The sequence below is a fragment of the Billgrantia montanilacus genome (genome assembly GCF_003336675.1).
Lineage (GTDB): Bacteria > Pseudomonadota > Gammaproteobacteria > Pseudomonadales > Halomonadaceae > Halomonas > Halomonas montanilacus.
Genome location: NZ_QPII01000010.1, coordinates 97764 through 121025 on the forward strand (window position 1 = coordinate 97764; position 23262 = coordinate 121025).

21 protein-coding genes are annotated in these 23262 nt (G+C 62.8%); 12 read left to right on the forward strand and 9 right to left on the reverse strand.

Annotation, left to right across the window (positions count from 1 at the left end; genetic code table 11):
* Position 1 precedes the first annotated feature (1 nt).
* Both DU505_RS14180 and DU505_RS14185 read right to left on the reverse strand, forming a co-directional pair.
* A complete protein-coding gene (locus tag DU505_RS14180; protein ID WP_114479641.1) occupies positions 2-1372 on the reverse strand; it encodes a serine hydrolase domain-containing protein in 1371 nt (456 codons plus the stop codon).
* A 231-nt stretch (positions 1373-1603) separates the two neighbouring features.
* On the reverse strand, positions 1604-3403 hold the full coding sequence (locus DU505_RS14185; RefSeq protein ID WP_114479642.1) for an ABC transporter ATP-binding protein: 1800 nt from the start codon (positions 3401-3403) through the stop codon (positions 1604-1606).
* A 136-nt stretch (positions 3404-3539) separates the two neighbouring features.
* Between DU505_RS14185 and DU505_RS14190 the strand changes: the two genes are divergently transcribed.
* Positions 3540-4415 carry an AEC family transporter gene (locus tag DU505_RS14190; protein WP_114479643.1) on the forward strand — a complete coding sequence of 292 codons (876 nt, stop codon included), beginning with the start codon at positions 3540-3542 and terminating at the stop codon, positions 4413-4415.
* Between the two features lie 31 nt (positions 4416-4446).
* On the opposite strand, the gene DU505_RS14195 is transcribed toward DU505_RS14190, so the two are convergent.
* Positions 4447-5631, reverse strand: coding sequence for a CaiB/BaiF CoA transferase family protein (locus DU505_RS14195; RefSeq protein WP_114479644.1), 1185 nt, complete (start codon positions 5629-5631; stop codon positions 4447-4449).
* 35 nt (positions 5632-5666) lie between these two features.
* Complete coding sequence (locus DU505_RS14200) at positions 5667-6458, reverse strand: enoyl-CoA hydratase/isomerase family protein (RefSeq protein WP_114479645.1); 792 nt, start codon at positions 6456-6458, stop codon at positions 5667-5669.
* 272 nt (positions 6459-6730) lie between these two features.
* Between DU505_RS14200 and DU505_RS14205 the strand changes: the two genes are divergently transcribed.
* Positions 6731-7255, forward strand: coding sequence for a gamma carbonic anhydrase family protein (locus DU505_RS14205; RefSeq protein WP_114479646.1), 525 nt, complete (start codon positions 6731-6733; stop codon positions 7253-7255).
* 12 nt (positions 7256-7267) lie between these two features.
* Here DU505_RS14205 and DU505_RS14210 read toward each other — a convergent pair whose 3' ends face one another.
* A complete protein-coding gene (locus DU505_RS14210) occupies positions 7268-8239 on the reverse strand; it encodes a LysR family transcriptional regulator (RefSeq protein ID WP_114479647.1) in 972 nt (323 codons plus the stop codon).
* A 135-nt stretch (positions 8240-8374) separates the two neighbouring features.
* Between DU505_RS14210 and DU505_RS14215 the strand changes: the two genes are divergently transcribed.
* The 7 genes from DU505_RS14215 (at position 8375) to DU505_RS14245 (ending at position 15817) form a co-directional block, all read left to right on the forward strand.
* Positions 8375-9676 (forward strand): L-fuconate dehydratase, encoded by a 1302-nt coding sequence (locus tag DU505_RS14215; protein ID WP_114479648.1) that lies wholly within the window; start codon positions 8375-8377, stop codon positions 9674-9676.
* 36 nt (positions 9677-9712) lie between these two features.
* The gene (locus tag DU505_RS14220; RefSeq protein WP_114479649.1) at positions 9713-10723 is read left to right on the forward strand and encodes a 4-hydroxythreonine-4-phosphate dehydrogenase PdxA; all 1011 of its coding nucleotides are present in this window, start codon (positions 9713-9715) and stop codon (positions 10721-10723) included.
* A gap of 209 nt (positions 10724-10932) precedes the next feature.
* Positions 10933-11985: a TRAP transporter substrate-binding protein gene (locus DU505_RS14225; protein ID WP_181872831.1), complete on the forward strand. Its 1053-nt coding sequence runs from the start codon at positions 10933-10935 to the stop codon at positions 11983-11985.
* Positions 11986-12073: 88 nt separating this feature from the next.
* Entirely contained in the window at positions 12074-13369 is a 1296-nt protein-coding gene (locus DU505_RS14230; RefSeq protein WP_181872832.1) for a TRAP transporter large permease, read from the forward strand.
* Between the two features lies 1 nt (position 13370).
* On the forward strand, positions 13371-13928 hold the full coding sequence (locus DU505_RS14235; RefSeq protein ID WP_114479652.1) for a TRAP transporter small permease: 558 nt from the start codon (positions 13371-13373) through the stop codon (positions 13926-13928).
* 83 nt (positions 13929-14011) lie between these two features.
* Entirely contained in the window at positions 14012-14902 is an 891-nt protein-coding gene (locus DU505_RS14240) for an NAD(P)-dependent oxidoreductase (protein WP_114479653.1), read from the forward strand.
* Between the two features lie 3 nt (positions 14903-14905).
* The gene (locus DU505_RS14245) at positions 14906-15817 is read left to right on the forward strand and encodes an amidohydrolase family protein (protein ID WP_114479654.1); all 912 of its coding nucleotides are present in this window, start codon (positions 14906-14908) and stop codon (positions 15815-15817) included.
* Positions 15818-15853: 36 nt separating this feature from the next.
* Here the strand turns inward: DU505_RS14245 and DU505_RS14250 are convergent, their stop codons facing one another.
* Entirely contained in the window at positions 15854-16507 is a 654-nt protein-coding gene (locus DU505_RS14250; protein WP_114479655.1) for a GntR family transcriptional regulator, read from the reverse strand.
* Between the two features lie 167 nt (positions 16508-16674).
* On the opposite strand from DU505_RS14250, the gene DU505_RS14255 reads away from it, so the two are divergent.
* The 3 genes from DU505_RS14255 (at position 16675) to DU505_RS14265 (ending at position 20741) form a co-directional block, all read left to right on the forward strand.
* On the forward strand, positions 16675-17817 hold the full coding sequence (locus DU505_RS14255) for a PQQ-dependent sugar dehydrogenase (protein WP_114479656.1): 1143 nt from the start codon (positions 16675-16677) through the stop codon (positions 17815-17817).
* 72 nt (positions 17818-17889) lie between these two features.
* The gene (locus DU505_RS14260; protein WP_114479657.1) at positions 17890-19353 is read left to right on the forward strand and encodes a sensor histidine kinase; all 1464 of its coding nucleotides are present in this window, start codon (positions 17890-17892) and stop codon (positions 19351-19353) included.
* Positions 19350-20741 carry a sigma-54-dependent transcriptional regulator gene (locus tag DU505_RS14265; RefSeq protein WP_114479658.1) on the forward strand — a complete coding sequence of 464 codons (1392 nt, stop codon included), beginning with the start codon at positions 19350-19352 and terminating at the stop codon, positions 20739-20741. The genes DU505_RS14260 and DU505_RS14265 overlap by 4 nt, the downstream gene beginning before the upstream one ends.
* 306 nt (positions 20742-21047) lie before the next feature.
* On the opposite strand, the gene DU505_RS14270 is transcribed toward DU505_RS14265, so the two are convergent.
* The 3 genes from DU505_RS14270 to DU505_RS14280 all read right to left on the reverse strand — a co-directional run bounded on the left by DU505_RS14270 (position 21048) and on the right by DU505_RS14280 (position 23262).
* A complete protein-coding gene (locus DU505_RS14270) occupies positions 21048-21593 on the reverse strand; it encodes a hypothetical protein (RefSeq protein ID WP_114479659.1) in 546 nt (181 codons plus the stop codon).
* Positions 21594-21741: 148 nt separating this feature from the next.
* The gene (locus tag DU505_RS14275; RefSeq protein WP_114479660.1) at positions 21742-22209 is read right to left on the reverse strand and encodes a hypothetical protein; all 468 of its coding nucleotides are present in this window, start codon (positions 22207-22209) and stop codon (positions 21742-21744) included.
* Between the two features lie 201 nt (positions 22210-22410).
* Complete coding sequence (locus DU505_RS14280) at positions 22411-23262, reverse strand: ABC transporter permease (protein WP_114479661.1); 852 nt, start codon at positions 23260-23262, stop codon at positions 22411-22413.

Below are 23262 nucleotides of genomic sequence, written 5' to 3' on the forward strand. Positions count from 1 at the left end.
CCTACTCCGCTGGCTCGCGCTGCATCAGATACTCGGCCAGCGCCTGGTAGGCGGGCAACGAGGTCGCATCGTTGGCCGTATTGCCCGCCACCGGATGAGAGGCAAAGCGTACGATTACCATCCGGGCAGTGGGATCGACGTAGATTGTCTGGCCGTGCACCCCCCGGGCGGTGAAGGCGCCGTGGTCATTGTGCAAAAGCCACCACATGCCACGGTAGCTGCCACCGGGCAGATTCTCGTAGCCGGCCCGGGCAAAAGCATCGCGGTCGCCACCCTGGCGGATGCGATCAACCGCCGCTTCGGGGAAGAGCCGCTCGCCGTCGAGCTCGCCGCCGTCCAGCACCAGTTGCCCAAGGCGTGCCAAGTCGCGCAGGCCTGCACTCAGCCCACCGCCGGCGAAGGGAGTGCCGATGGAGTCCACGGTGAAGTAGGCGTCCTGCTCGCCGCCCATGGGCTGCCAGAGCCGCTCGCTGACAAGATCCGCCACCGAGCTGCCGGCAGTACGGGCAATAATCCACCCCAGGGCATCAGAGTTTACGGTGCGGTAGCCGAAGGCCTCGCCGTGGGTACCTTCGGGCTGCACCGTGGCCAGGAACTCGTAATAGCTACGCGGCCCTTCATAGTCCTCGGGCTTGGGCAGTGGACTTGCCGCTGCGCTGTAGGCCCAGATCTCAGCCTCGGGATCGGCGTAGTCCTCGCTGAAGTCAAGCCCGGTGGTCATCTCCATGACCTGCTGCACGGTGGCATTGCCGAAGGCGCTGTCCTTCAGCTCCGGCAAAATCTCCGCCACCAAAGCCGTCTCGTCCAGGGAGCCTTCGGCCACCAGGATTTCGGCCAGCAGCCCGGTCACCGACTTGGTCACCGACATGGCGCCGTGCACGCCGGCCTCGTCCAGGCAGCCCGCATAGCGCTCATGGACCACACGCCCCTCGTGCAGCACCAAGAGGCCGTCGGTGTAGTTGGCGTCGAAGGCCGCCCCCCAAGTCACTGGCTCAACACCGCCCAACGGGGTAAAGGTGACCGCATCGATGTTTGGGTCCAGGGCATAGGAAAGCGGTCGCGCCGCCTGGAGGCCGCGGCTTACCCGCCGTGTCGGCAGTAGCTCCCGAAAGTGGCACACCGTCCAGCGCAGCTTGGGAAAGCTGAAGTAGTCGCTATCGGGGTGGCCGATGATCCGCTCGGAAGGTGGCGGGAACCCCTGCATCCAGCCGAGCTTCACCGGATCGGATTCCGCGGCCGTAAGCACGGGCGTCGACGCTAGCCCTTGGGAGGCCAGAGCCGTCAACCAGAGTGCCACTGCCGTCCCTGTCCACAGCCGTGAACGCCTGACTTCCTGCCGGGCTGAATGCCTGGCGATAACTGCTTCTGGCATGACGAATCCTCCATTGATCCCATCAGCCCCGAGTCTTGATGAGCGGCGCACGACTTTCCACGAAAAACTCACTGCGCCGGGCGGTTGGGAAGCAGCCTGCCCGGGACCCAGCGTAGAAAGGGCCCATACAAAACAGCTCCACCAGCAACTGAAAGACCATCACCGCCGCCACGGTGAAGCGTCAGGTCTGCACTTCCAGGCCGAGCCGACCGAGCGCCTCGCCCATGTGCGTTACGTCAGAGCTTCGCTCTCTTCCAGCGCTCCCGTCTGTACTTTCCACTGGGCGGCATAGCGGCCGCCACGCTCGATCAACGCGCCGTGGGTGCCCTGCTCGACCACCCTGCCGCCATCGATCACCACGATCTCGTCGGCATGAACGATGGTGGAGAGCCGGTGGGCGATCATGATCACCGTGCGGCCATGGCCGATCTTGAGCAGCGAGCGCTGGATGGCCGCCTCGGTTTCGTTGTCCACCGCGCTGGTGGCTTCGTCCAGCACCAGGATGGGCGGGTCCTTGAGCAGCGCCCGGGCCAGCGACAGGCGCTGACGCTGGCCACCGGAGAGGCGAATGCCCCGCTCACCCACTGGGGTGTCGAGCCCCTGGGGCAGCGCCTGGATGAACTCCCAGGCCTCGGCGGTGCGGGCCGCCTCGATCACTTCCGCGTCGTTGGCATCGGGCTTGCCATAGGCGATGTTGTCGCGGATCGAGCCCTCGAAGAGGTAGACGTCCTGGCTGACCAGGCCGATGGACTGGCGCAGCGAGTTGAGGCTGACCTCGCCGATCGGCTGGCCATCGATACAGACCCGGCCGGCCTCGGGGTCGTAGAAGCGCAGCAGCAGCTTGATCAGTGTCGACTTGCCAGAACCCGTGGCACCGACCAGCGCCAGGGTGTTGCCTTCGGGCACCCGAAGGCTGACGCCATCGACGCCCACACCGCTCGAGGCATAGTGAAAGCTCACCGCCTCGAAGCTCACCTCGCCGCGCACCGGTGCCGCCAGCGGCTTGCCCTCGTTGTCCTTCACGGTGATAGGCACCGCCAGCAGGTCGAGGATGCGCCGGGTGCTGGCCATGGCGCGCTCGAACAGGTCGATCACCTCGGCCAGGCCCGTCAACGGCCACAGCAGCCGCTGGGTGAGAAACACCAGCACGCCGTAGGCGCCCACGTTCAGATCGCCACGCAGCGCCAGCATGCCGCCCACGGTGAAGGTGGCCAGGAAGCCGGCCAGGATCGCCATGCGGATCACCGGAATGAACGCCGAGCTGACGCGGATCGCACGCCGGTTGGCCTCCACATAGGCCTCGCTGGTGGCACGCAGCCGCGCCGCCTCGCGGTCCTCGCTGGTAAAGCTCTTGATCGTGGCGATGCCGGAGAGGTTGTTGGAGAGCCGGCTGGCCAGATCGCCCACCTTCTCGCGCACGTCGGCATAGAGCGGCCCGGCCTTGCGCTGGAAGAAGAAGGCGCCCCAGATGATCATCGGAATCGGCGTGAAGGCCAGCAGGGCGATCAGCGGCGAGATGACGAAGAACACCGCCCCCACCGCAACCACGGTGACGCCGACCTGGATCAGCGAGTTGGCACCGCCGTCGAGGAAGCGCTCCAGCTGGTTGACGTCGTCGTTCATGGTCGCCACCAGCTGGCCGGAACTCCTCGACTCGAAGAAGGCCATGTCGAGGCGCTGGGCGTGCTCGTAGGTGTCAAGGCGCATGTCGGCCTGCAGCCGCTGGGCCAGGTTGCGCCACAGAATCTTGTAGAGGTACTCGAAGATCGACTCGCCGGCCCAGATGAAGAAGGTGAGCACGGCCAGCATCAGGATCTGCTCCTGGGGCGTGGTGAAGCCGAGCCGGGCGACGAAGCTGTGCTCCTGGTTGACCACCACGTCGATGGCCACCCCGATGAGGATCTCGGGGGCGATATCGAAGATCTTGTTGATGATCGAACAGGCCGTGGCGGCGATGATGCGGCGGCGATAGCCACGCGCATAGCGCAGCAGGCGCACCAGGGCCTGGAAGCTGTTGGCTGAAGAGGACATGAGTACCCATCCGACGGTGACGATGGCCAGAGTGTAGCGCGTTTAGCGGCCTAACGGTTTGCGTGGCAGGGCCGATACCTCGACAATAGGCACGAAAAAGCCCCTTCCGCGAACAGTCACTCAACAGGACACCTGCATGGTTGCCGAACTCTTTGCCGTCATGGCGCCGGTATTGGCCGGTGCCGGGCTCGGCTTTACCTGGATTCGACTGGGCCACCCCTACCCCGTGGATTTCGTCACGCGTCTGGTCTTCAATATCGGCACGCCCGCGCTGGTGCTGGCCTCGCTTTCCGGGGCGGACATCGATGCCGGCAGCTTCGGGCGCACCATGCTGGCCGCCGCGCTGGTGATCATCACGATGGCGGGCATGGCCTTCGTGCTGGCCAAGCTGGTGCGGCGCGACTGGCGGGTCCTGCTGGCCCCCACCATGTACCCCAACACCGGCAACATGGGGCTTCCGGTGGTGCTCTACGCCTTCGGCAGCGCCGGCTTCGTATTCGGCATCACGATAATGGTCACGGTCTCGCTGTTCCAGTTCACCATCGGCGCCATGATGGCCAGCCGCGGCAACCCGCTGCGCACCCTGGCCAAGACGCCTACCGTCTACGCCATTCTGATCGCCCTGGCCCTGCTGCTGACCGATACCGAACTGCCGCTGTGGCTGGACAACAGCGTCGACCTGATTTCCGGCTTTACCGTACCGCTGATGCTGATCACCCTGGGGGTCTCCCTGGCCAGCATCCAGGTCAAGGGATTGAAGTCGGGAATCGGCTTCAGCCTGCTGCGCATTCCCATTGCCGCGCTGGTGGCCTGGGGCATCGGCATCCTGGTCGGCCTCCCCCCCTTGGCCCAGAGCATTCTCATCCTGCAGATGAGCATGCCGGTCGCTGTATTCAATTACCTCTTTGCCCTGCGTGCCGGCCGGGGTGCCGCCTACACGGCCAGCCTGGTGTTCTGCTCCACGCTGCTGTCGCTGATCTACCTGCCGGTGCTGCTGGCGATCCTGATGTAGCCCGGGCGGCAGCACAGACCCCCTCGAGGCGTCAACTGATGATGCCTCGCTCCCGCAGCGCGTCGCACTGCGCCCCGTCGATGCCCAGCTGCGCCAGCACTTCGTCGGTATGCTGGGCAAACAGCGGCGCCGGGCGACGTATGGTGGGCGGCGTGCGAGAGAGCTTGCCGGGGAAACCGATGGTCTTCATCTTGCCAATGGTGGGGTGCTCCATTTCCTGGACCATCCCCCTTGCCAGGTAGTGAGGGTCCTGAAGCGCCTCGGCGAAGTTGTTGATGGGGCCTGCGGGCACGCCGGCCTTGTCGCACGCTTCGAGCCAGTCATGCTTGGTGCGCGTCACGAAAATCTCTTCCAGCAGCGCTTCCAGCTCCTCCACGTTCTGGCCACGCAGATGGTTGGTGGCGAAGCGCGGCTCCTCGAGCAGGTCCGGGCGCTGGATCACTTCATGGCAGAGACGCTCCCAGGTACGCTGGTTGGCACAGCCCAGCATGATGTAGCCATCCTGGACCTTGAGCGCCTGGTACGGCGCCGACACCCGGTGCCGCCAGCCGGTCGGCTCGGGAATGGTGCCTTCGCCGAAATAGGCGGCGGCTTCCCAGGTAAACCAGGGCAGCCCGCACTCGGCGATGGCAACATCTACTTGCTGCCCTTCCCCGGTCGTCATCTTGTGGATATAGGCGGCCAGGATCGAGTAGGTCGCGGTGATGCCGGCGCCAATGTCATACACGGCGATCCCGGTCTTCAGGGGGCGCCGCCCCGGCTCCCCCGTCATCGACATCAAACCCGACATGCCTTGCGCCACCAGGTCGAACCCGCCCTTGTGGCTGGAGGGCCCCGTCTGGCCGTAACCCGAGATGGAGCAGTAGATGATGCCGGGGTTCAGGGCCTGAATCGTTTCGTAGTCGACCTTGAGGGACTTGGCCACCCCGGGGCGATAGTTCTCGACGATGACATCGGCGTCCTTCGCCAGTCGGTAGAATATCTCCCGCCCCTCATCTTCCTTGAGGTTGATCGAGATGCTCTTCTTGTTGCGGTTTATCTGGGCGAAGCAGGTCGACTCGTCGTTGATGTAGGGCCCCATCTGCCGGCTGTCGTCGCCGCCATTCTTCTCAACCTTTATGACCTCGGCCCCCATGTCGCCCAGCACCATGGTGCAGTACGGCCCGGCCATGATCTGCGAAATATCCAGCACCTTCATGTTGGCTAGGGGAAGCATATTCATTACCTCTTGGTCGGCGGAAAGCGAGCGGCTCAACGGCCGCTCCAGCTATGCGGTGTCTTGTTGATGAAAGATGCGACGGCACCCCGGAAGTCCTGGCTCGTGTAGCAGAGCGATATCAGGTCGGTATCGCTGCCCTCGGCCGGCTGGCGTGCGACCTGGACGCGATGGATCGCCTCCTTGCAGGCGCCCAGGGTCAAGGGAGCGAACCCCTGGAGGCGCTCGATGACTCGCCCCACCTCCGCTTCGATCGAGTCAGCCTCGAAGCTATCGGTCACCAGGCCCGCGAGCTTCGCCTCATCCGCTCCGATCATCCTGGCCAGCATCAGCACCTCCTTGGCTCGTGCCGGACCGACCAGATCCACCAGCCGGGAGACGTTGGTCATCGATACGCAGTTGCCCAGGGTCCTGGCGATGGGAATGCCGAACTTCAGGTCCGGCGTGCAGTAGCGAAAGTCGCAGGCCATGGCGATAGCCGCGCCGCCACCGACGCAGTAGCCCTCGATCAGGGCGATGGTGGGCTTGTTTAGGGCATGCAGGCCGCCGATCACGCTATCGATGCGCCGCTCGTAATCAAGCGCATCCTGCGCTTCGGTGAAATGGGCAAATTGCTTGATATCGGTACCGGCAACGAAGGCTTCCCCACCCGCCCCGCGCAGGACCACCACATCCACATCCGAGTCATCGTTCAACTCGCGGCAGTGCTTCTCCAGCGCGTCGTACATCGCCCAGGTCATGGCATTGCGCACTCGGGGGCGGTTGAACGTCAGCCAGGCAACACGGCCGATGCGTTCATGAAGCAGTTCGTCGCTGGGGTCGCTCATGATGGGTATCTCTCCTTGCGGCTGTTGCTTACGTGCTGGCGGCGTGAAGCCTGCGTCACAGCATGATTATGAACACATAATTCATTTCCACATTTAGACTTTGGTCGCAAGCTCGTCAAGGAGGGAAGGAAATCAGGGAGAAGCAGAAGATGGAGAAGAGAGAAAAAGTGAATTCAAAATTATTGACGCGTTATGCCCCGCTTCCTAACGTAGGAGGTGGCGCCCTTTCCGGCATCCGCGCCTTTCCGATATTGCCTTGACGGAGAACCACCATGGCTACCTATGCACTCGACGACCTGGCCCCGACCTATGACGATACCGTCTTCATCGCCCGTGAAGCCGCGGTCATCGGCGATGCCCGCCTGGCCCGGGACGTCAGCATCTGGCCCGGCGCCGTCTTGCGTGGTGACAACGAGGCGATCGTCATCGGCCCGGGCAGCAACATCCAGGAGAACTGCGTACTGCATACCGATCCCGGCTTCCCGATGGAGATCGGCGAAGGCGTCACCGTAGGCCACCTCGTCATGCTCCACGGCTGCACCATCGGCAACGGCTCCCTGATCGGCATGCACTCCACGGTGCTCAACGGCGCCAGGATCGGTGACAACTGCCTGATCGGCGCCGGTTCCGTCATCACCTCCAACAAGGACTTTCCCGACAACTCGCTGATCCTCGGCTCCCCCGCCAAGGTCGTGCGGACGCTGAGCGAGGAGGAAATAGCCGGTCTCGCCGTGAGCAGCAAGGACTACGTCGCGCGCAAGAACCGCTACCTCAACGAGCTGACCCAGCTGACCTGATTGGCCGTCCTGTCACGGCCCGGATGGCCCCGCTGCCGATGGGCTGCGGCGTGCCAATGCCACCTGCTCGCGCAGCAGGTCGATCAACTCGACCGCCGCCGTGGAGAGCGGCTGGTGCTTGCGGGTAATGATGCCGTAGTGGTCCAGCGGCTTGCCGATGGTCAATGGCAGGGTCGCATACTGGCCGCTGGCCAGGGGCCTCTTGAGGACGGAGTGGGGCAGCACGGCCAACATGTCGGAGGCCAGCAGCAGCTGCAGGATCGACTGGGTAGAGGTCGTCTCGATGATGTCCTCGGGCGTGGCAATGCCAGCCTCGGCCAGGGCCGTCTCGAAGACGCCGCGCATCGGACTGCTCAAGGGGTGCAGTATCCAAGGCCAGCGGCTGAGTACGCCTAGTGACGCCTCCCCGCCTTTCACCAGTGGATGCCCCGAGCGCACCACGACACGGAGCGGTTCCTCCAGCAGCGCTTCGAAATCGAACTGGTTGTGCTGGCTGACTTCGGTCAGGCGTCCGATGACCAGGTCCAGCTGTCGATACTCCAGCGCCAGCAATAGCCTATCGCTGCTCTGCTCGTCGATGCGCAGCGCCAGCCGCGGCCGCCGCTGCTTCAGGGCGGCAATCGCCGCCGGCAGGAGCTCGGGGGCCGCGGCCGGTATGGCCCCGATGGCGAGGCGCCCGTAGCCCCCCTCACGCAGGGACTCCACATCCTCGACCAGGCGCTGTACGTCGTTGAGCAGGCGTTCGGCATGATGCAGCACATGCCCGCCCAGCTCGGTAGGCACCATGGCACGCGGCTGCCGCTCGAAGATCGCGAAGCCGAAGTAGGTCTCCAGGTCGCGCAGCATCTTGCTGGCCGCCGGCTGGCTGAGGTGCATCTGGCGGGCGGCGGCATGCATGTTACGACTCTGCCCCAGATTCGCCAGCAGCTGTAAGTGCTTGAAGCGTAGCCAGGCACACAGGCTCGCCGTCGTCAGCTTGTCCATCGTTACCCTCTCTCTGCTTGCCGCTTATTGATAACCAGAATGGATCAGCGGGGCGCAAATTTCGATTGGAAGGTTATTGCACTCCCCTTCTAGGCTGGAACGATAACGACTGACGTACAAAAGGAAACCGATTGTATGACCACCATCTCTCGCCTGTCCGTTCAGGATATTCGCTTCCCCACCTCGCGCTCCCTGGATGGCTCGGACGCCATGAATGCCGCCCCGGACTACTCGGCCACCTATGTCGTACTCCATACCGACGATGCACGGCTGGAGGGGCACGGGCTGACCTTCACCATCGGCCGGGGTAACGAGATCTGCGTCAAGGCGGTGGAGTCGCTGGCCTACCTGGTGGAGGGGGCGTCGTTGGAGGAGATCACCTCGAACATGGGGGAATTCTGGCGCCACCTGACCAGCAGCGACAGCCAGCTGCGCTGGATTGGGCCCGACAAGGGGGCCATACACCTGGCCACCGCCGCCATCGTCAACGCCATCTGGGACCTGTGGGCAAAATCGGAGAAGAAGCCGGTCTGGAAGCTGTTGGCGGACATGAGCCCGGAAGCTCTGGTGAGCTGCCTCGACTTCCGTTTCGTCAGCGATGCGCTGACCCCACAGGAAGCGCTGGCCATGCTCAAGCGCAACGCGGCGGCCAAGGCCCAGCGTGAGCAGGAGATGCGCGAGCACGGCTATCCGGGCTACACCACATCGGCCGGCTGGCTTGGCTACCCGGACGACAAGGTTCGCAAGCTGGCCCGCGAGGCCCTGGCCGAGGGCTGGACGCACTTCAAGCAGAAGGTCGGCGGCAACCTCGAGGAGGATCGGCGCCGCGCCCAGATCCTGCGCGAGGAGATCGGCTGGGAGCGTCCGCTGATGATGGACGCCAACCAGGTCTGGGACGTGGACGAGGCGATCGCCAACATGCGCGTGCTTGCCGAGTTCGACCCGCTGTGGATCGAGGAGCCGACCAGCCCTGACGACATCCTCGGTCATGCCGAGATTCGCCGGCGCCTGGCGCCGATCGGCGTGGCCACCGGCGAACATTGCCACAACCGGGTGATGTTCAAGCAGCTGCTCCAGGCCGGCGCCATCGACTATTGCCAGGTGGATGCCGCCCGCCTCGGCGGCCTCAACGAGGTCATCGTGGTGCTGCTGATGGCGGCCAAGTACGGCGTGCCGGTCTGCCCCCATGCCGGCGGGGTGGGTCTCTGCGAATACGTGCAGCACGTCTCGATCTTCGACTACATCGCCGTTTCCGGCTCGCTGGAGGGACGCGTTCTCGAGTACGTCGACCACCTCCACGAGCACTTCGTTGACCCCGTGGTGGTCCGCAACGGTCGCTATCAGGTTCCCACGGCCCCGGGCTACAGCATCACCATGCATCCCGACTCGCTGGCACGGCACGCCTATCCCGGCGGCGCCGCCTGGCAAGAACCCTGAGCCGAATTCGGAAGCCGAACTTGGAAGGAGAGGAACATGACTACACCCCGCCCCTGCATTGCCTTGACCCTGGGCGACCCCGCCGGCATCGGCCCTGAGCTGGTGGCCCGGTTACTCGCCGAACGAGGAACGGCGGATCAGGCCGCGATCGTCGTGGTCGGCGACCCCTGGCTATGGCAGGAAGGCCAGCGCATCGCCGGCACCCGCCTCGAGCTTCCCGAAATCGACGATATGGAACAGGCCCGCGAGCATTCCACCCCCACCCTGCTCCCCCTGCATACGCTGGATCGCGACCAAGCGGAGTATGGCCAGGTCTCGCCGGTTTGCGGCGCCTCGGTGCTGAAGGTACTGGCTCACTGCCTGGATGCCGCGAACGACGGTCACATCGACGCCATCTGCTTTGCGCCCCTCAACAAGCTGGCCATGAAGCAGGGTGGCTTGAAGCATGAAGACGAGCTGCACTTCCTGGCCGAGTACCTGGGCGTCACCACCGATGTCTGCGAGTTCAATACGCTGGGCAACCTCTGGACATCGCGCATCTCGTCCCATGTCCCGCTTGCCGAGGCTGCCCGCCATGTGACCCACGAACGCATCATGAGCGCCACGCGACTGATCCACGAGGCGCTGATCGCCAGCGGCCTGGAACATCCGAAAATCGCGGTCGCGGCGCTCAATCCCCACGCCGGCGAGGGTGGCACCTGTGGTCGCGAGGAGATCGACATCATTGCCCCTGCCGTCGAGGCCTGCGTCGGTGCCGGCTATCCCGCCCAGGGGCCCTTCCCCGCCGACACGCTATTCCGGCGCGCACGTGACGGGGAGTTCGATGGCGTGGTGACCATGTATCACGACCAGGGCCAGATCGCGCTGAAGCTGCTCGGCTTCGAGCGCGGTGTCACCGTACAGGGCGGCCTGCCGATTCCCGTCACCACTCCCGCCCACGGAACCGCTTTCGATATCGCCGGACAGGGCAAGGCGAACGTCCAGGCCATACGGCACGCCTTCGATATCGCCTGTCGCATGGGCCGCCACCGACTTGAAAACGGTTGAGCCACCGTGATAAATGTTCTACACCTTAAAATGAATTATGTGTTCATAATGACATAATGAAGATAGCCGCTATGACCTGGAAGGGCAGCGCCCTCTCGGGGACGCGGGCCTCATCCGGCAGGGAAAGCCGCGACAAGGGCATCTCGCATGCCCGACAAGAACCACGACAAGAACAAGAGCGCATCAAAAACAGCAAACGGAGAACAATCATGAAAAAGCACGCCAGCAAGCTGCTCTGCACCCTCTCGATTTCAGCCTTGTTCACCCCATTGGCCTTGGCCCAGAGCGTTGAGGCCACCCTGGCCCATCCACATCAGAACTACGGGGTACAAGCCGCAGAGGCCTTCAAGAACCATGTCGAGGCGGCCACCGATGGCGAACTGACCATCAACCTGGTGCGCCATGGCGCGCTCGGTGGCGACAGGGAGATTACCGACCAGCTGCGCCTCGGTGAATTGGAGTTCAACCTCCCGGGCGCTGGCGGTATCGCCAGCATCTTCCCCCACGCTCAGGTCCACAGCTGGCCGTTCCTGTTCACCGAGCGCAGCGTGTTCTGGGCTCTGCCCCAGGACCCCGAGTACATGCAGTTGACCCGCGACGAGCTACTCGATGCCAGCGGCAATACCATGCGCCTGCTCGCGTTGATGGAGAACTCGATCCGTCACCTCTATACCACCCGTGGCCCGATCCGGACTCCCGCCGACATGCAGGAACATGCCATCAAGATGCGTACCCAGGCGGTACCGCTGCACCAGGAGCTGTTCGAGGCATTGGGTGCGGCGCAGATCGTCACGGTTTCGGCGCCGGAGCGCTATTCGGCTCTGCAGAGTGGCCTGATCGACGGCCTCGAGGGTGGCTTGTCATCCGCCTGGGATGCCGGCCTGATGGAAGTCGCCGATTATGTCTCCCTCACCGGTCACATGTACGAATACCTGTGGCTGGTATCCAACAACGACTTCTACGAAAGCCTGCCCGAAGCCCACCGCCAGGCGGTGGACGAAGCCGCCATCATCGCGACGGCCACGAGCAATGCAATCAGTTTCCAGGATGACAACGAGGCCCTGGTGCTGATGGCCGAGGCGGGCAAGGAGATCTATGTACCCACGGTCGATGAATTGCGCCAGTGGCAGGACATCGCCGTGCCGGCGGCCCGCAACTTCATCGAGGAGGAGGTGCCGGAGTCTTACATCGAGGCGACGCTAGCCGCCCTCGAGCGGACCGAGCAACGCATTGCGGGTGTGAAGGGTTCCACTACCGACTGACATTACGTCCATGAGTGCTCCCCCCTTCCCTCTGCGGGCTCCCGCGGCGGGAAGGGGGCGCAATCCTTCGACTCGGTTGGGAGTTGCCGTGATCGCTCTATCCCTGCTCATTGCCCTGGTCGGGCTGATCATCATCGGTGCCCCCGTCTTCATGGCGATGGCCGGTGCATCCTTGATTCACTACTGGGAAACCGGCCGCGAGGCGACGATGAACATTCTCACCTTGAGAATGTTCGATGGCATGACCTCCTTCACTTTCCTGGCCATTCCTCTCTTCCTGCTGGCGGGGGAGATCATGTCCCGTGGCGGATTGACCGACCGCCTGATGGACCTGGCCCGAGCACTGGTGGGTCACTTCAAGGCGGGACTTGCTCAGGTCAATATCGCCTCCAGCCTGTTCTTCTCCAGTATTTCGGGGTCGGCCTATGCCGATGTTGCCGCCATGGGCCCCGTGATGATCCCGGCCATGCAGAAAGAAGGCTATCCCCGCGGCTTTGCCGGCGCATTGACCGCCGCATCAGCGACCCTGTCGCCGCTGTTTCCGCCCAGCATCGTCCTCATCATCTATGGCTCGGCCTTCAGCGTTTCCATCGGCGCCCTCTTTGCCGCGGGATTGACCATCGCCTTGGCCCTGACCCTGCTGTTCGGTCTGGTCACCTATGCCATGGTATGGCGCTATGGCATCCCCACCCATGGTTGGCTGGGGCTGGGAGAGCTGGGCCGTACCTTTATCAAGGCCGCTATCCCTCTGGGCATGCCGATCATCGTCGTGGGCGGCATCCTGGGCGGCTTCTTCACCGCCACCGAGGCCGCCTCGGTGGCAGTCGCCTATGGCCTGGTGGTCACCGTAGGGATCTATCGCACCATTCGCCTGCGCGAACTGATTCCCATCATTCGCCAGACCGCCATCACCAGTGCCGCCATCACCATCCTGGTGGGGGTTGCTGCGATGTTTTCCTATGTGGTGGTGCGACGCAACATCCCCACCCAGGTGGTGGACTTCCTGCTGCAGATCACCCAGTCGCCCATCGGCATCGTGGCGCTGATCATTCTGGTGCTGCTGATTGCAGGCATGTTCATCGACCGCAACTCGAACCTGCTGCTGCTGGGGCCGATCATCATCCCCATTTTCACCATGGAGCTGGGCTTCAGCGACGTCCAGACGGCGATGATCATCATCTCTGCCCTGGGGGTCGGGCACTTGACGCCCCCCTTCGGCGGCACCCTGCTCACCGCCTCGCTGGTGGGCAAGATGTCGGTGGCGGAAATCAGCCGCTACGCCTGGCCCTTCATTCTGGTCAAGATTGTGCTGACCGCACTGATCGTGGCGATTCCGGCCCTCAGCGAGGCATTGCCTCGCGCCCTTGGCTTCGGAGGCATCTGATATGGCCGACAGCAATGTCAGTTACACGCTAAGGCGCTTCGTCCAGGCCGTCGATCTGCTGGCCTACTGGATGGACAGGGCGCTCCAGGCGGTCCTGGTGGTGGTGATGTCGAGCATCTTCCTGCTGATGTTCGCCCAGGTCCTGCTGCGCTACGTCATCCACTCCCCGTTCGCCTGGATCGAGGAGGCCGCCGCCTATCAGCTGCCGATCCTGGCACTCTGGGGAGCGGCCGTGTGTATCCGACACGGCTCCCACCTTCAGGTCGACCTGCTGCTCAATGCATTGCCCAGGGTTCTGAAGCGCCTGTTCGTCATCGCCATTCACCTGCTGATTTTCTATTTCGCCCTGAAGGTGTACCAGTCCGGCCATGCCCTGGTCGAACTGGGGCGCAACGAACTCGTCACCAGCCGCACCTTCTCACTCTACTGGCCGCGCATGACCATCGTGTTGGGCGGCGCCTTCATCATGGTCCAGGCCGGCGTCGTGGTCCTGAAGGAACTTGCCGGCCTGGTCGGCGCCAACCCGGACGACGACGAGGGCAGCCCCAGCGAAAAATGAACGAGTGCGATAGCAGAAATTCTTACGAAAAACCAAGTACTTACGACAATACAAATGCTCACGCCAAGCGAAAGGAGGCATTCATGTCAGACAAGACAACCATCGGTTTCATCGGCCTCGGCAAGATGGGCGCCGGTTTTACTGCACGCCTGCTCGACAGCGGCTATAGCGTCGTCGGTTACGATATCGATGACGCCTGCTGCCAGGCCGCCAAGGCAAGAGGGGTGGAAATCGCCGCATCGCCAGCCGAGGTCGCCGAACGTGCCGACATCATCCAGGTTTGCGTCATCTCAACTGCCGCGGTGGAAGCGGTCATTCTCGGTGAGGGGGGCATCGTCGAGGTCAAGCAGGGCGATGGCAAGACCGTCGTCGACCACTCGACCACCGAGCTCGACACCACCAAGCGCCTGGCAGAGACCCTCGCCCAGCGCAATGGCATGCAGTTCGTCGATGCGCCGGTATCCGGCGGTCCCGGTGCCGCTGCCGAAGGGCGCCTGGCGATCATGGCTGGTGGCGAGCAGGCCGCCATCGATACCATCCAGCCCCTGATGGCGACCTTGGGGCAATTCACCCGCATGGGCGAGGTCGGCGCCGGCCAGGCCACCAAGCTGATCAACCAGGCCTTGGTGCTATCCAATTACTGCGTGATCGCCGAAGCCTGCAACCTCGGCAATCGCTTCGGCATCGATGTGAGCAAGATTCCCGAGGCGCTCTCCTCCGGCTATGCCGGCAGCAACCTGCTCAATGACCTGCTGCCACGCATGGTAGAGGGCGATTTCGAGCCGCGGGGCTACGCCCGGCAGATTCTCAAGGACCTGCACATGCTGCAGGATGCGGCCAACGGCCTGAATGTCGCCATGCCCATGGCGGGGACGGCCAATGCGCTCTACAGCCTATTGATCGCGCAGGGCAAGGGCGAGCTCGACGGTGCGGCAATCGTGTCGCTGCTGGAAGGAAGCAACCCGGAGCACTGATTCATGAATGACATACCGCTCATCGATGCTCATCAGCACTTCTGGGACCTGGAGCGCAACTACCTGCCCTGGCTGTGTGACGAGCCCATGATTCCCTTTCGCTACGGCGATTACAGTGCGATCCGGCGCAACTACCTGCCCAAGGATTACCGCCGTGATACGGCAAATTTCCGGATCGCGGGTACGGTATATGTCGAGGCCGAATGGGATCCACGCACCCCGGTCGAAGAAACCCGCTGGGTACATGAGCTCGCCGACAGGGAAGGTTTACCGACAGTCATGGTGGCCCAGGCCCGGCTGAACCAGCCGGATGTCGGGGAGCTGCTGGCCGCGCACTGTGACTTCCCGCGCGTGCGCGGCATCCGCCACAAGCCAACGGCGGCCCGTTCGGCCACCGAGGTGGTGCCGGGGGTACCGGGCTCCATGGGTGACCCGGCCTGGCGACGCGGATTCGCGCTGCTGGCCGAACACCGGCTCTCTTTCGACCTGCAGACCCCCTGGTGGCACTTCGACGAGGCCGCCGAACTCGCCGAGGCCTACCCGGAGACGCAGATCATCATCAATCATACGGGACTGCCGGCGGATCGCAGCGAAGAGGGATTGAGAAGGTGGCGGGATGCCATGGCCGCCGTGGCCAGGCAGCCCAATGTCGCCGTCAAGATCTCGGGAATCGGGGTGCCGGAAACCACCTGGACGGCCGAGGCCAACCGGCGCGTGGTACTGGAAACCATCGACTGCTTCGGCGTCGACCGATGCATGTTCGCCAGCAACTTCCCCGTCGATAGCCTGGTGGCATCCTTTGACACCCTCTTCGAGGGCTTCCAGGCCATCACGGGCACATTCAGCGATAGCGAACGCCTCAAGCTGTTCCATGATAACGCCGTGAAACTCTATCGCATCGAGCGTCAACGGTAGACCTGGACTGCCTGCCGGCACGGAGGCCGGCAACACTCATTCGGCCATGTCGTCGAGTGCCGAGACCTCCATCTTGTTTCGCAGGTGACGCCGCAGGATCTCGCCCAGGGCGACACCGTCGCGTGCTCTCAACGCTTCGACCATGGCCTCGTGCTCGCCCACCGCCTTGGACCAATAGTCGCTGCTCAGCTCGGCGGTGAAGCGAACCCGCCGCACACGGTGGTTGAGGTTCTTGTAGACATCGATCAGCACGTCGTTCTGCGACGCCACCACGATGGCCTCGTGAATCTGCTGATTGACCAGCAGGTACTCCTTCATGTTGCCGCTCTTGTAGTACGACAGCATCTGATAGTGCAGCGCCTCGATATTGGCCAGCTCCGCCTCGGAGATCCGCTCTCCTGCCAACTCGCCGGCCAGGGCCTCGAGGTTCTGCATCACCTCGAAGGTATTCTTGAGCGTTGCCTTGGTCAGTTTGGCAACCCGCGCGCCACGGTTCGGCAGGAGTTCGACGACCCCTTCGAAGGCCAGCACCTTGAGCGCCTCCCGTAGCGGCGTCCGCGAAACACCGAACTGCTCGCAGAGCTGGAGCTCCGGAACCCGGCTTCCCGGCGTCAGCATTCCCTGGTCTATCATGTCCCGAATTCGATTCGCGACTTCCCCATGCAGCGTATTCTGCCTAATCTTTTCCATAGAGCCTCGCGCAAGAGAAGAAGAGATGCATATAATTATATATTCTGTATTCAGAAGCAGCAAGGCGCTACCGCTTGGAAGGATCGGGGAACCTAGCGCACTTCGGGGAGTCCTTACTGCAGCCTGAGGTGGCCTAACACAGCGGATAATGACGAAGGGAGAGCGGGATGGACAAGCCCTGCAAGGCACTACCGACAACCCTCTTGACACTCGGCATGCTGATCACACCCCACATCAATGCCGAGATCATCGACGATCGCATCGGCACCGAACATCTTGACCTGCGCCTGGAGCGGCTCGCCTCCGGCCTGGAAAGCCCATGGGCCCTGGCCAGGCTGCCCGATGGCCGCTTTCTGGTCAGCGAACGGCCCGGGTACCTGACCCTGGTCGATGAAGACGGAACCACCACCCGCCTGGAAGGCGTGCCAGAGGTCCATTCCCGTGGCCAGGGCGGCCTGCTGGACCTTGCCCTGCATCCTTCCTGGGGGGACGGCGAGCACGACTGGGTCTATTTCACCTGGAGCAAGCCGGACAACGGCAACACCGCCACGGCGCTGAGCCGTGCCAGGCTTGAAGGCGAAAGCCTGGCCGAGGTCGAGGAACTGTTCGTGCAAGACCGTTACTCCGACCCGGGGCGCCACTACGGTTCGCGTCTCGCCTGGCTGCCCGACGGTACCCTGTTGATGAGTATCGGCGATCGCGGCTCCAACCCGGAACGAGCCCAGGACAAGGGCGACCACGCCGGCAGCGTGCTGCGCCTTACCGACACCGGAGGGGTGCCCGATGATAATCCCTTCGTCGATGACGACGAGGTACTCGACGAGCTCTACACTGCAGGCAATCGCAATATCCAGGGCATGGTCGTGACCGCCGACGGTGAGATCTGGGCCAGCGAACATGGGCCACTGGGCGGCGACGAAGTCAACTTCATCGAGGCCGGTGAGAACTACGGCTGGCCGGAAGTGACCCTGGGGCGGGATTATGGCACCGGCCAGCCCATCGGCGAGGATTCCCTGCCCGGCATGCGCGACCCGGCCCATGTCTTCGAGGGCCGCCAGGCGCCGTCCGGCCTGGCCCAGGTCACCGCCGACGCCTTCCCCGACTGGCAGGGCGACCTGCTCGCCGGTGGCCTGCGCAGCGAACGGCTCGTACGCCTGACCCCGGATGGGAGCGATATCGTTGCCGGCGAGACCATACTCGACGGCCATATCGGACGTATCCGCGATATCCGCCAGGGTGATGACGGCAGCCTCTACCTACTCAACGACGATCCGCAGGGCAGCCTCTACCGGCTGGTTCCAGCCGATTGAATCTCGCGGCAGGCGTCAGGTGAACGTGATCCGCCAGCGCCTGCCCTTTCCGATTGCTGCTCGTGAGTCCCCATGCGCCTTCGCAACCTGATCATCCTGACGGTCATCGCCCCCCTCTTCCTGGTACTGCTCATCTTCAGCCTGGTGGCGATCAAGTCGCTGGAAGACAACGTTCGCTCCCGTCTGGAACGGGAAGTCCAGGTCATTACCCATGTCATCGGCACCACCCTCAGCCAGGCCCTCAGTCGGGATGCCACGGAGCCACTGGAGGAATCGCTCTATTCGGCGTTCTCCTTCCACCGTATCTATGGCGCCTATGTCTTCGATACCAACGGTCAGGAGATCTATGGCCTGGGGCTGGGCCAGGCCCTGTTCAGTGCCGACGCCATTCGCGACGTGGCGGAGCACGGCGAGATGCGCGCGGCCTATCGGGAACATGACGGTTGGCACTACTACTCGGCACTCAAGCCGCTCACGTCGGCCACCGGCGAGATACGCGGCGTATTGCAGGTCAACCGCCTCAATACCGGCATCGAGAACTACACCGGCTTCCTCAGCCAGTTGGCCCTGATCGCCTTCGTGATCGGCGCCGGAGGCATCGTGCTGGGTATCTGGTGGGGATTTCGCCGGCATATCGAACGCCCCCTTGAGCGCCTGCTGGCAGTCATGCAGCGCGTCGAGGAGGGAGATCGCACCCAGCGTGCCGAGGCTAACGGCCCCCAGGAATACGCCCGCCTGGCCGTCGGGCTGAACGGGATGCTGGACGCCATGGCCGAGAAGGACACCGACATCGAGGCCCGCAGGCGAAAGGAGATCGAGCTGGAAAAGCGCCTGCGCAAGTCAAAGAAACTGGCGGAGCTCGGCGTGCTGGCCGCGGGGGTCGCCCACGAAATCGGTGCACCGCTCACGGTGATCAACGGCCAGGCCCAGCGCCTGGCCCGCCGGGACCGGATCGGCGATGACGAGCGGGCCAAGCTGGGTCGTATCCGCAGTGAGGTGGAGCGCATCGTCGAGATCGTTCGGCAGCTGATGGAGCTCGGCCGACGGCACAATGTCGAGAAGGAGCCGCTCGACCTCGACAGCTTGATAAGCGCCGCCCGGGAGTTGGTGGAAGATGACCTCGAGCGAAACGCCATCCGACTCGAAATGGACCTGCCGGATCCGTCGCCTCAGTTTCTGGCCAACGGCCAGCAGCTGATCCAGGTACTCACGAACCTGTTGCGCAACGCCTCCCAGGCCGAAGGCGTCAAGCGGATTCGCCTCAGTGCCCGGCAGGATGAGGACTGGCTTACCCTGTGGGTAGAAGATGATGGAGCCGGGATCGCCCGGGCCAACCAGTCGAAGGTATTCGATCCCTTCTTTACCACCAAGCCCGTGGGACAGGGTAGCGGTCTGGGGCTGTCCATGGTGCATCGCATTATCAATGACCACGGCGGTACTGTCGGCGTCTTCGACAGTGCAATGGGAGGCGCCGGCTTCGAGGTCGGCCTGCCCCTGAGCCAGACGGATTCCATCGAAGGAGGAACTACCACGTGACAGGGAACACCACACCCAGCGGCCTGCCGATCCTGATCGTCGAGGACGATGCGGCCATTCTGGAACTGTTGGAAGAGGAGCTGCAGGAAGCCGGATATCAAACGCTCGGCGTATGCAGTGCCGAAGAGGCACTGGCGACAATGAGCCACAGCGACGTGGCACTGATCATTAGCGATGTCCGCCTTCCGGGCAGCAGCGGCATGCAACTGCTCGAGCAGCTACGCAGCGAAGGCAATCCATTGGGCTTCATCGTGATCACCGCCTTCGGCACCATCGACCAGGCAGTAGAAGCCTTGAAAATCGGAGCTGATGACTTCCTCACCAAACCCCTGGACCTTGAAGGAGTTCGCGAGGCGGTCTATCGCGTGCTGGAGAGCCGCCGCCTCGCGGAGCGCTTTCACCAGAACCATCCACCCAGCCACTTTCATGGCATCGTCGGCGAAAGCGAAACGATGCAGGCGCTCTTCCATGATGCCGCCCGGCTCGCCAAGAGCGACGCACCGATCCTGGTGCAGGGAGAAAGCGGTACCGGCAAGGAGCTGCTTGCCCGTGCCATCCATGCCGAAAGCCCTCGCAACGAAGAGCCCTTCATCGCCATCAACTGCGCCAGCATTCCTTCCGAACTGATGGAGAGCGAGTTTTTCGGCCATGTAAAGGGTGCCTTTACCGGCGCCAGCGATTCCCGCCAAGGCCTGTTCCAGGCTGCCAACGGCGGCAGCCTCTTTCTCGACGAGATCGGGGAGATGTCCATCGGCCTCCAGGCCAAGCTGCTCCGTGCCCTGCAGGAGAAGACGGTCAAGGCCGTGGGGGCCGAGAAGGAGGAGTCGGTCGATGTCCGCATCATCGCCGCCACCCACCGCGAACTGGAGCAGGAGATCGAGAGCGGCAATTTTCGCAGCGACCTCTTCTATCGCCTGGAGACGTTCTCGTTGCGCATCCCTCCCCTGCGGGAGCGAAACGGTGACATCGAACGATTGATCTCGGCCCTGATCGAGAAACACGCCACTGCCCAGGGCAAGCAGATCGAAAGCGTCGAGCCTTCGGCCCTGCAAGCGCTACTCGAGTACTCATACCCGGGCAATGTGCGTGAGCTGGAAAACGCCGTCATGCGAGCCGTGACGCTCGCCGAAGGCGGCCTGCTCAGCCATGCCGACTTGCCGGAGCGTATTCGTCAGCATGGCCTGGAACAACGCAGCAACGCGCGTTATCTCGAGGCAGGTAACGCCGTGGTGGCGGCCGAGAAGCAGCAAAACTGGCCCAGCCTGGAAGAGGTGGAGAAGCGCTATATACAGAAGGTGCTCGAAGCGACCGGGGGCAACAAGCGCCGTACCGCCGATATCCTGGGGATCGCCAGGCGCACGCTCTATCGCCGACTCGACGACGAATAATCTTCCGGACCCCCGGACCGGAGCGATGACAACCGGAACTTCATAAACAGAGCAACCACAAACGGAACATTGAAAACGGAACATTGAAAACGGAACAACGATAAAGAAGGGGCCACAAAAAAAGCCCCCTGGGAGGTTGGGGGCAAAATACGCCATGCAATCCGACTGACGGTGCAAAGGGGGGGGGTGGCAGGCCGTCAGTGGATGCTGCCGCTTGCAAGAGAATCTTCAGGTCTTCCTGTGTTCGCCATCCTTGGCTGGCTCCGGTGCTTGGCACCGGAGCCATGAGGCAAGACTACCTAACCGTTAATAGTCGTCTTGTTCCCACTCGTCCTGCTCGGCATCGCTGCCCGGTACGGGTTCGGCGCCTTCACCAAAACCCGCCTCACCTTCGGCTCCTGCAGGATGGTCGTCAGGCATTGCAGCCCCTGGGGCAGCCTCGGTTTGCGGAGAAGTCTGGGTTTCATTGCCCGGAGACGTCTCTACACCCGGCGAGGCAGGATCGATGCCTGGCGCGGCGGGATCGCCTGGATCAACGCCAGGTGCTGCTTCCCTTGCCGGAGACTCATCCGTCCACGGACCATCGCTGTCGGCTTCCGTACCCTGCATTCCAGGATCTTCCGGTGAGGCCGGATCAATACCGGGAGCCGCTGGGTCGCCTGGATCCACGCCCGGTGCAGCCTCTCTAGCCGGTGCGGCTTCGGTGCCCTGCTCACTGTCGAATGCTTGGCCTGACTCCTGTTGTCCTGCAGGGTCTTGCTGGGTCTGTTGGGCCATGACCAACGGGCTTGCCGTAAGGCCAACGGTAATCCCCAGAATACCAAGATGCTTCAAAAATTCCTTGGACATCATGTTACACCTCCTGATTGTCGTCTTTCGACGAAGTGTCGAGGGACTCTCACCCTCTGCGCTTGCATGAGTGTTACCAGCTCATCACCACAAGCGCTTGAAATCGTCATCACTCGCTCAATTGAATTAACGTGCTCAATTGAACCGGCTATTAACGTTCGATTTCATCGTCCGTGTCGTCATCCGTGAACGACGCTTCCTCATCATCGGGCGCCATCGTGTCCTGCGCCCCATCCGGTACGGGCTCCTGCTCGGCTTCGGGAAACGCATCCTCATCTTCTTCCGGCATCTGCTCCATGGAACCCGCCGGGTCTTCCGCACCATCGCCAGCCGCAGTACCAGTCTGGTCGATGCCTGGATCAGCAGTGGTATCCTGCATGGGAGAACCTTGTTGCTCAGTAGCAGGCGGCTCTTGCTCTACCGGAGGCAAGTCATCATCGTTGCCGCAACCCGCCAGGCTCAACGTACCCAGCGACAGCGCCATGGCCGAAGCTAAAGCCGTCAAACGTCCGGCAGAGGCCCAGCGAACATGCTTTTCATGGCTCATATGACACACTCCCTGTTGATCCGTAATCACCCTGATCGCAGCACAGAGCATGCCACACAGGGGTTTTTTCATAAAAATCCTTTAATATCAAATCGTTGAATGCCTCAAGCCTTAGGAAAGCCCAGACAGTAACGCCCGCTAAGTCTGGTTAAATATGACACATGGGCCAGAACTCCACGCCACCGATACGCCTTCAGGGCGCGAATCCGAAATGAAATGGGGGAGGCATCTCTCGATGCCTCCCCCATGGAGGATACCCTTTGTCAAAGCTGTCTAGCCCGGCGTGAGACCCCGCAGGCGTTCTCCACGACGCCGCAGCATCTCCAGGGTAGTAAGCATCAGCATCGACAGCAGTACCAGCATGGTGGCCACGGCCAGAATGGTGGGACTGATCTGCTCGCGGATCCCCGACCACATCTGGATCGGCATGGTGCGTTGTTCGGGACCCGCTATGAAGAGCACCACCACGACCTCGTCGAAGGAGGTGATGAACGCAAACAGAGCCCCCGAGACCACACCTGGGGTGACCAGCGGCAACACGACCTTGAAGAAGGTGCGAGTCGGATTGGCCCCCAGGCTGTGAGCGGCTCGGATAAGCGTAGTATCGAAGCTCGAGAGGGTCGCCGTCACGGTAATCACCACGAACGGAATGCCGAGCGCCGTGTGAGCAAGAATCACGCCCAGATAGGTCTGCGCAAGATTGACCTTGGAGAAGAAGAAGAACATCGCCGCTGCGGAAATGATCAGTGGCACGATCATCGGCGAAATGAGCAGTGCCATGATCGCCCCCCGCGCTGGCATGTTGCGGCTCGACAGGCCCAGCGCCGCGATGGTTCCCAGCACGGTTGCAAGGATCGTCGAGGCGATACCGATGATGAAGCTGTTCTTGATCGCATTGAGCCAGGCGCTCGATGTGAAGAATTCCTGATACCAGCGCAGCGAGTAGCCATCCGGATCCAGGGTCAGCATCTTTTGCGAGAAGGTAAAGTAGGGCTGGGCATTGAAGGAGAGCGGGATGATGATCAGCAGCGGTCCCACCAGGAACAGGAAGATCAGGGCACAGATGCCTAGAAAGACATAGTGCCAGATGCGCTCACCACGGGTGGCATAGGAAGGTATGGCCAT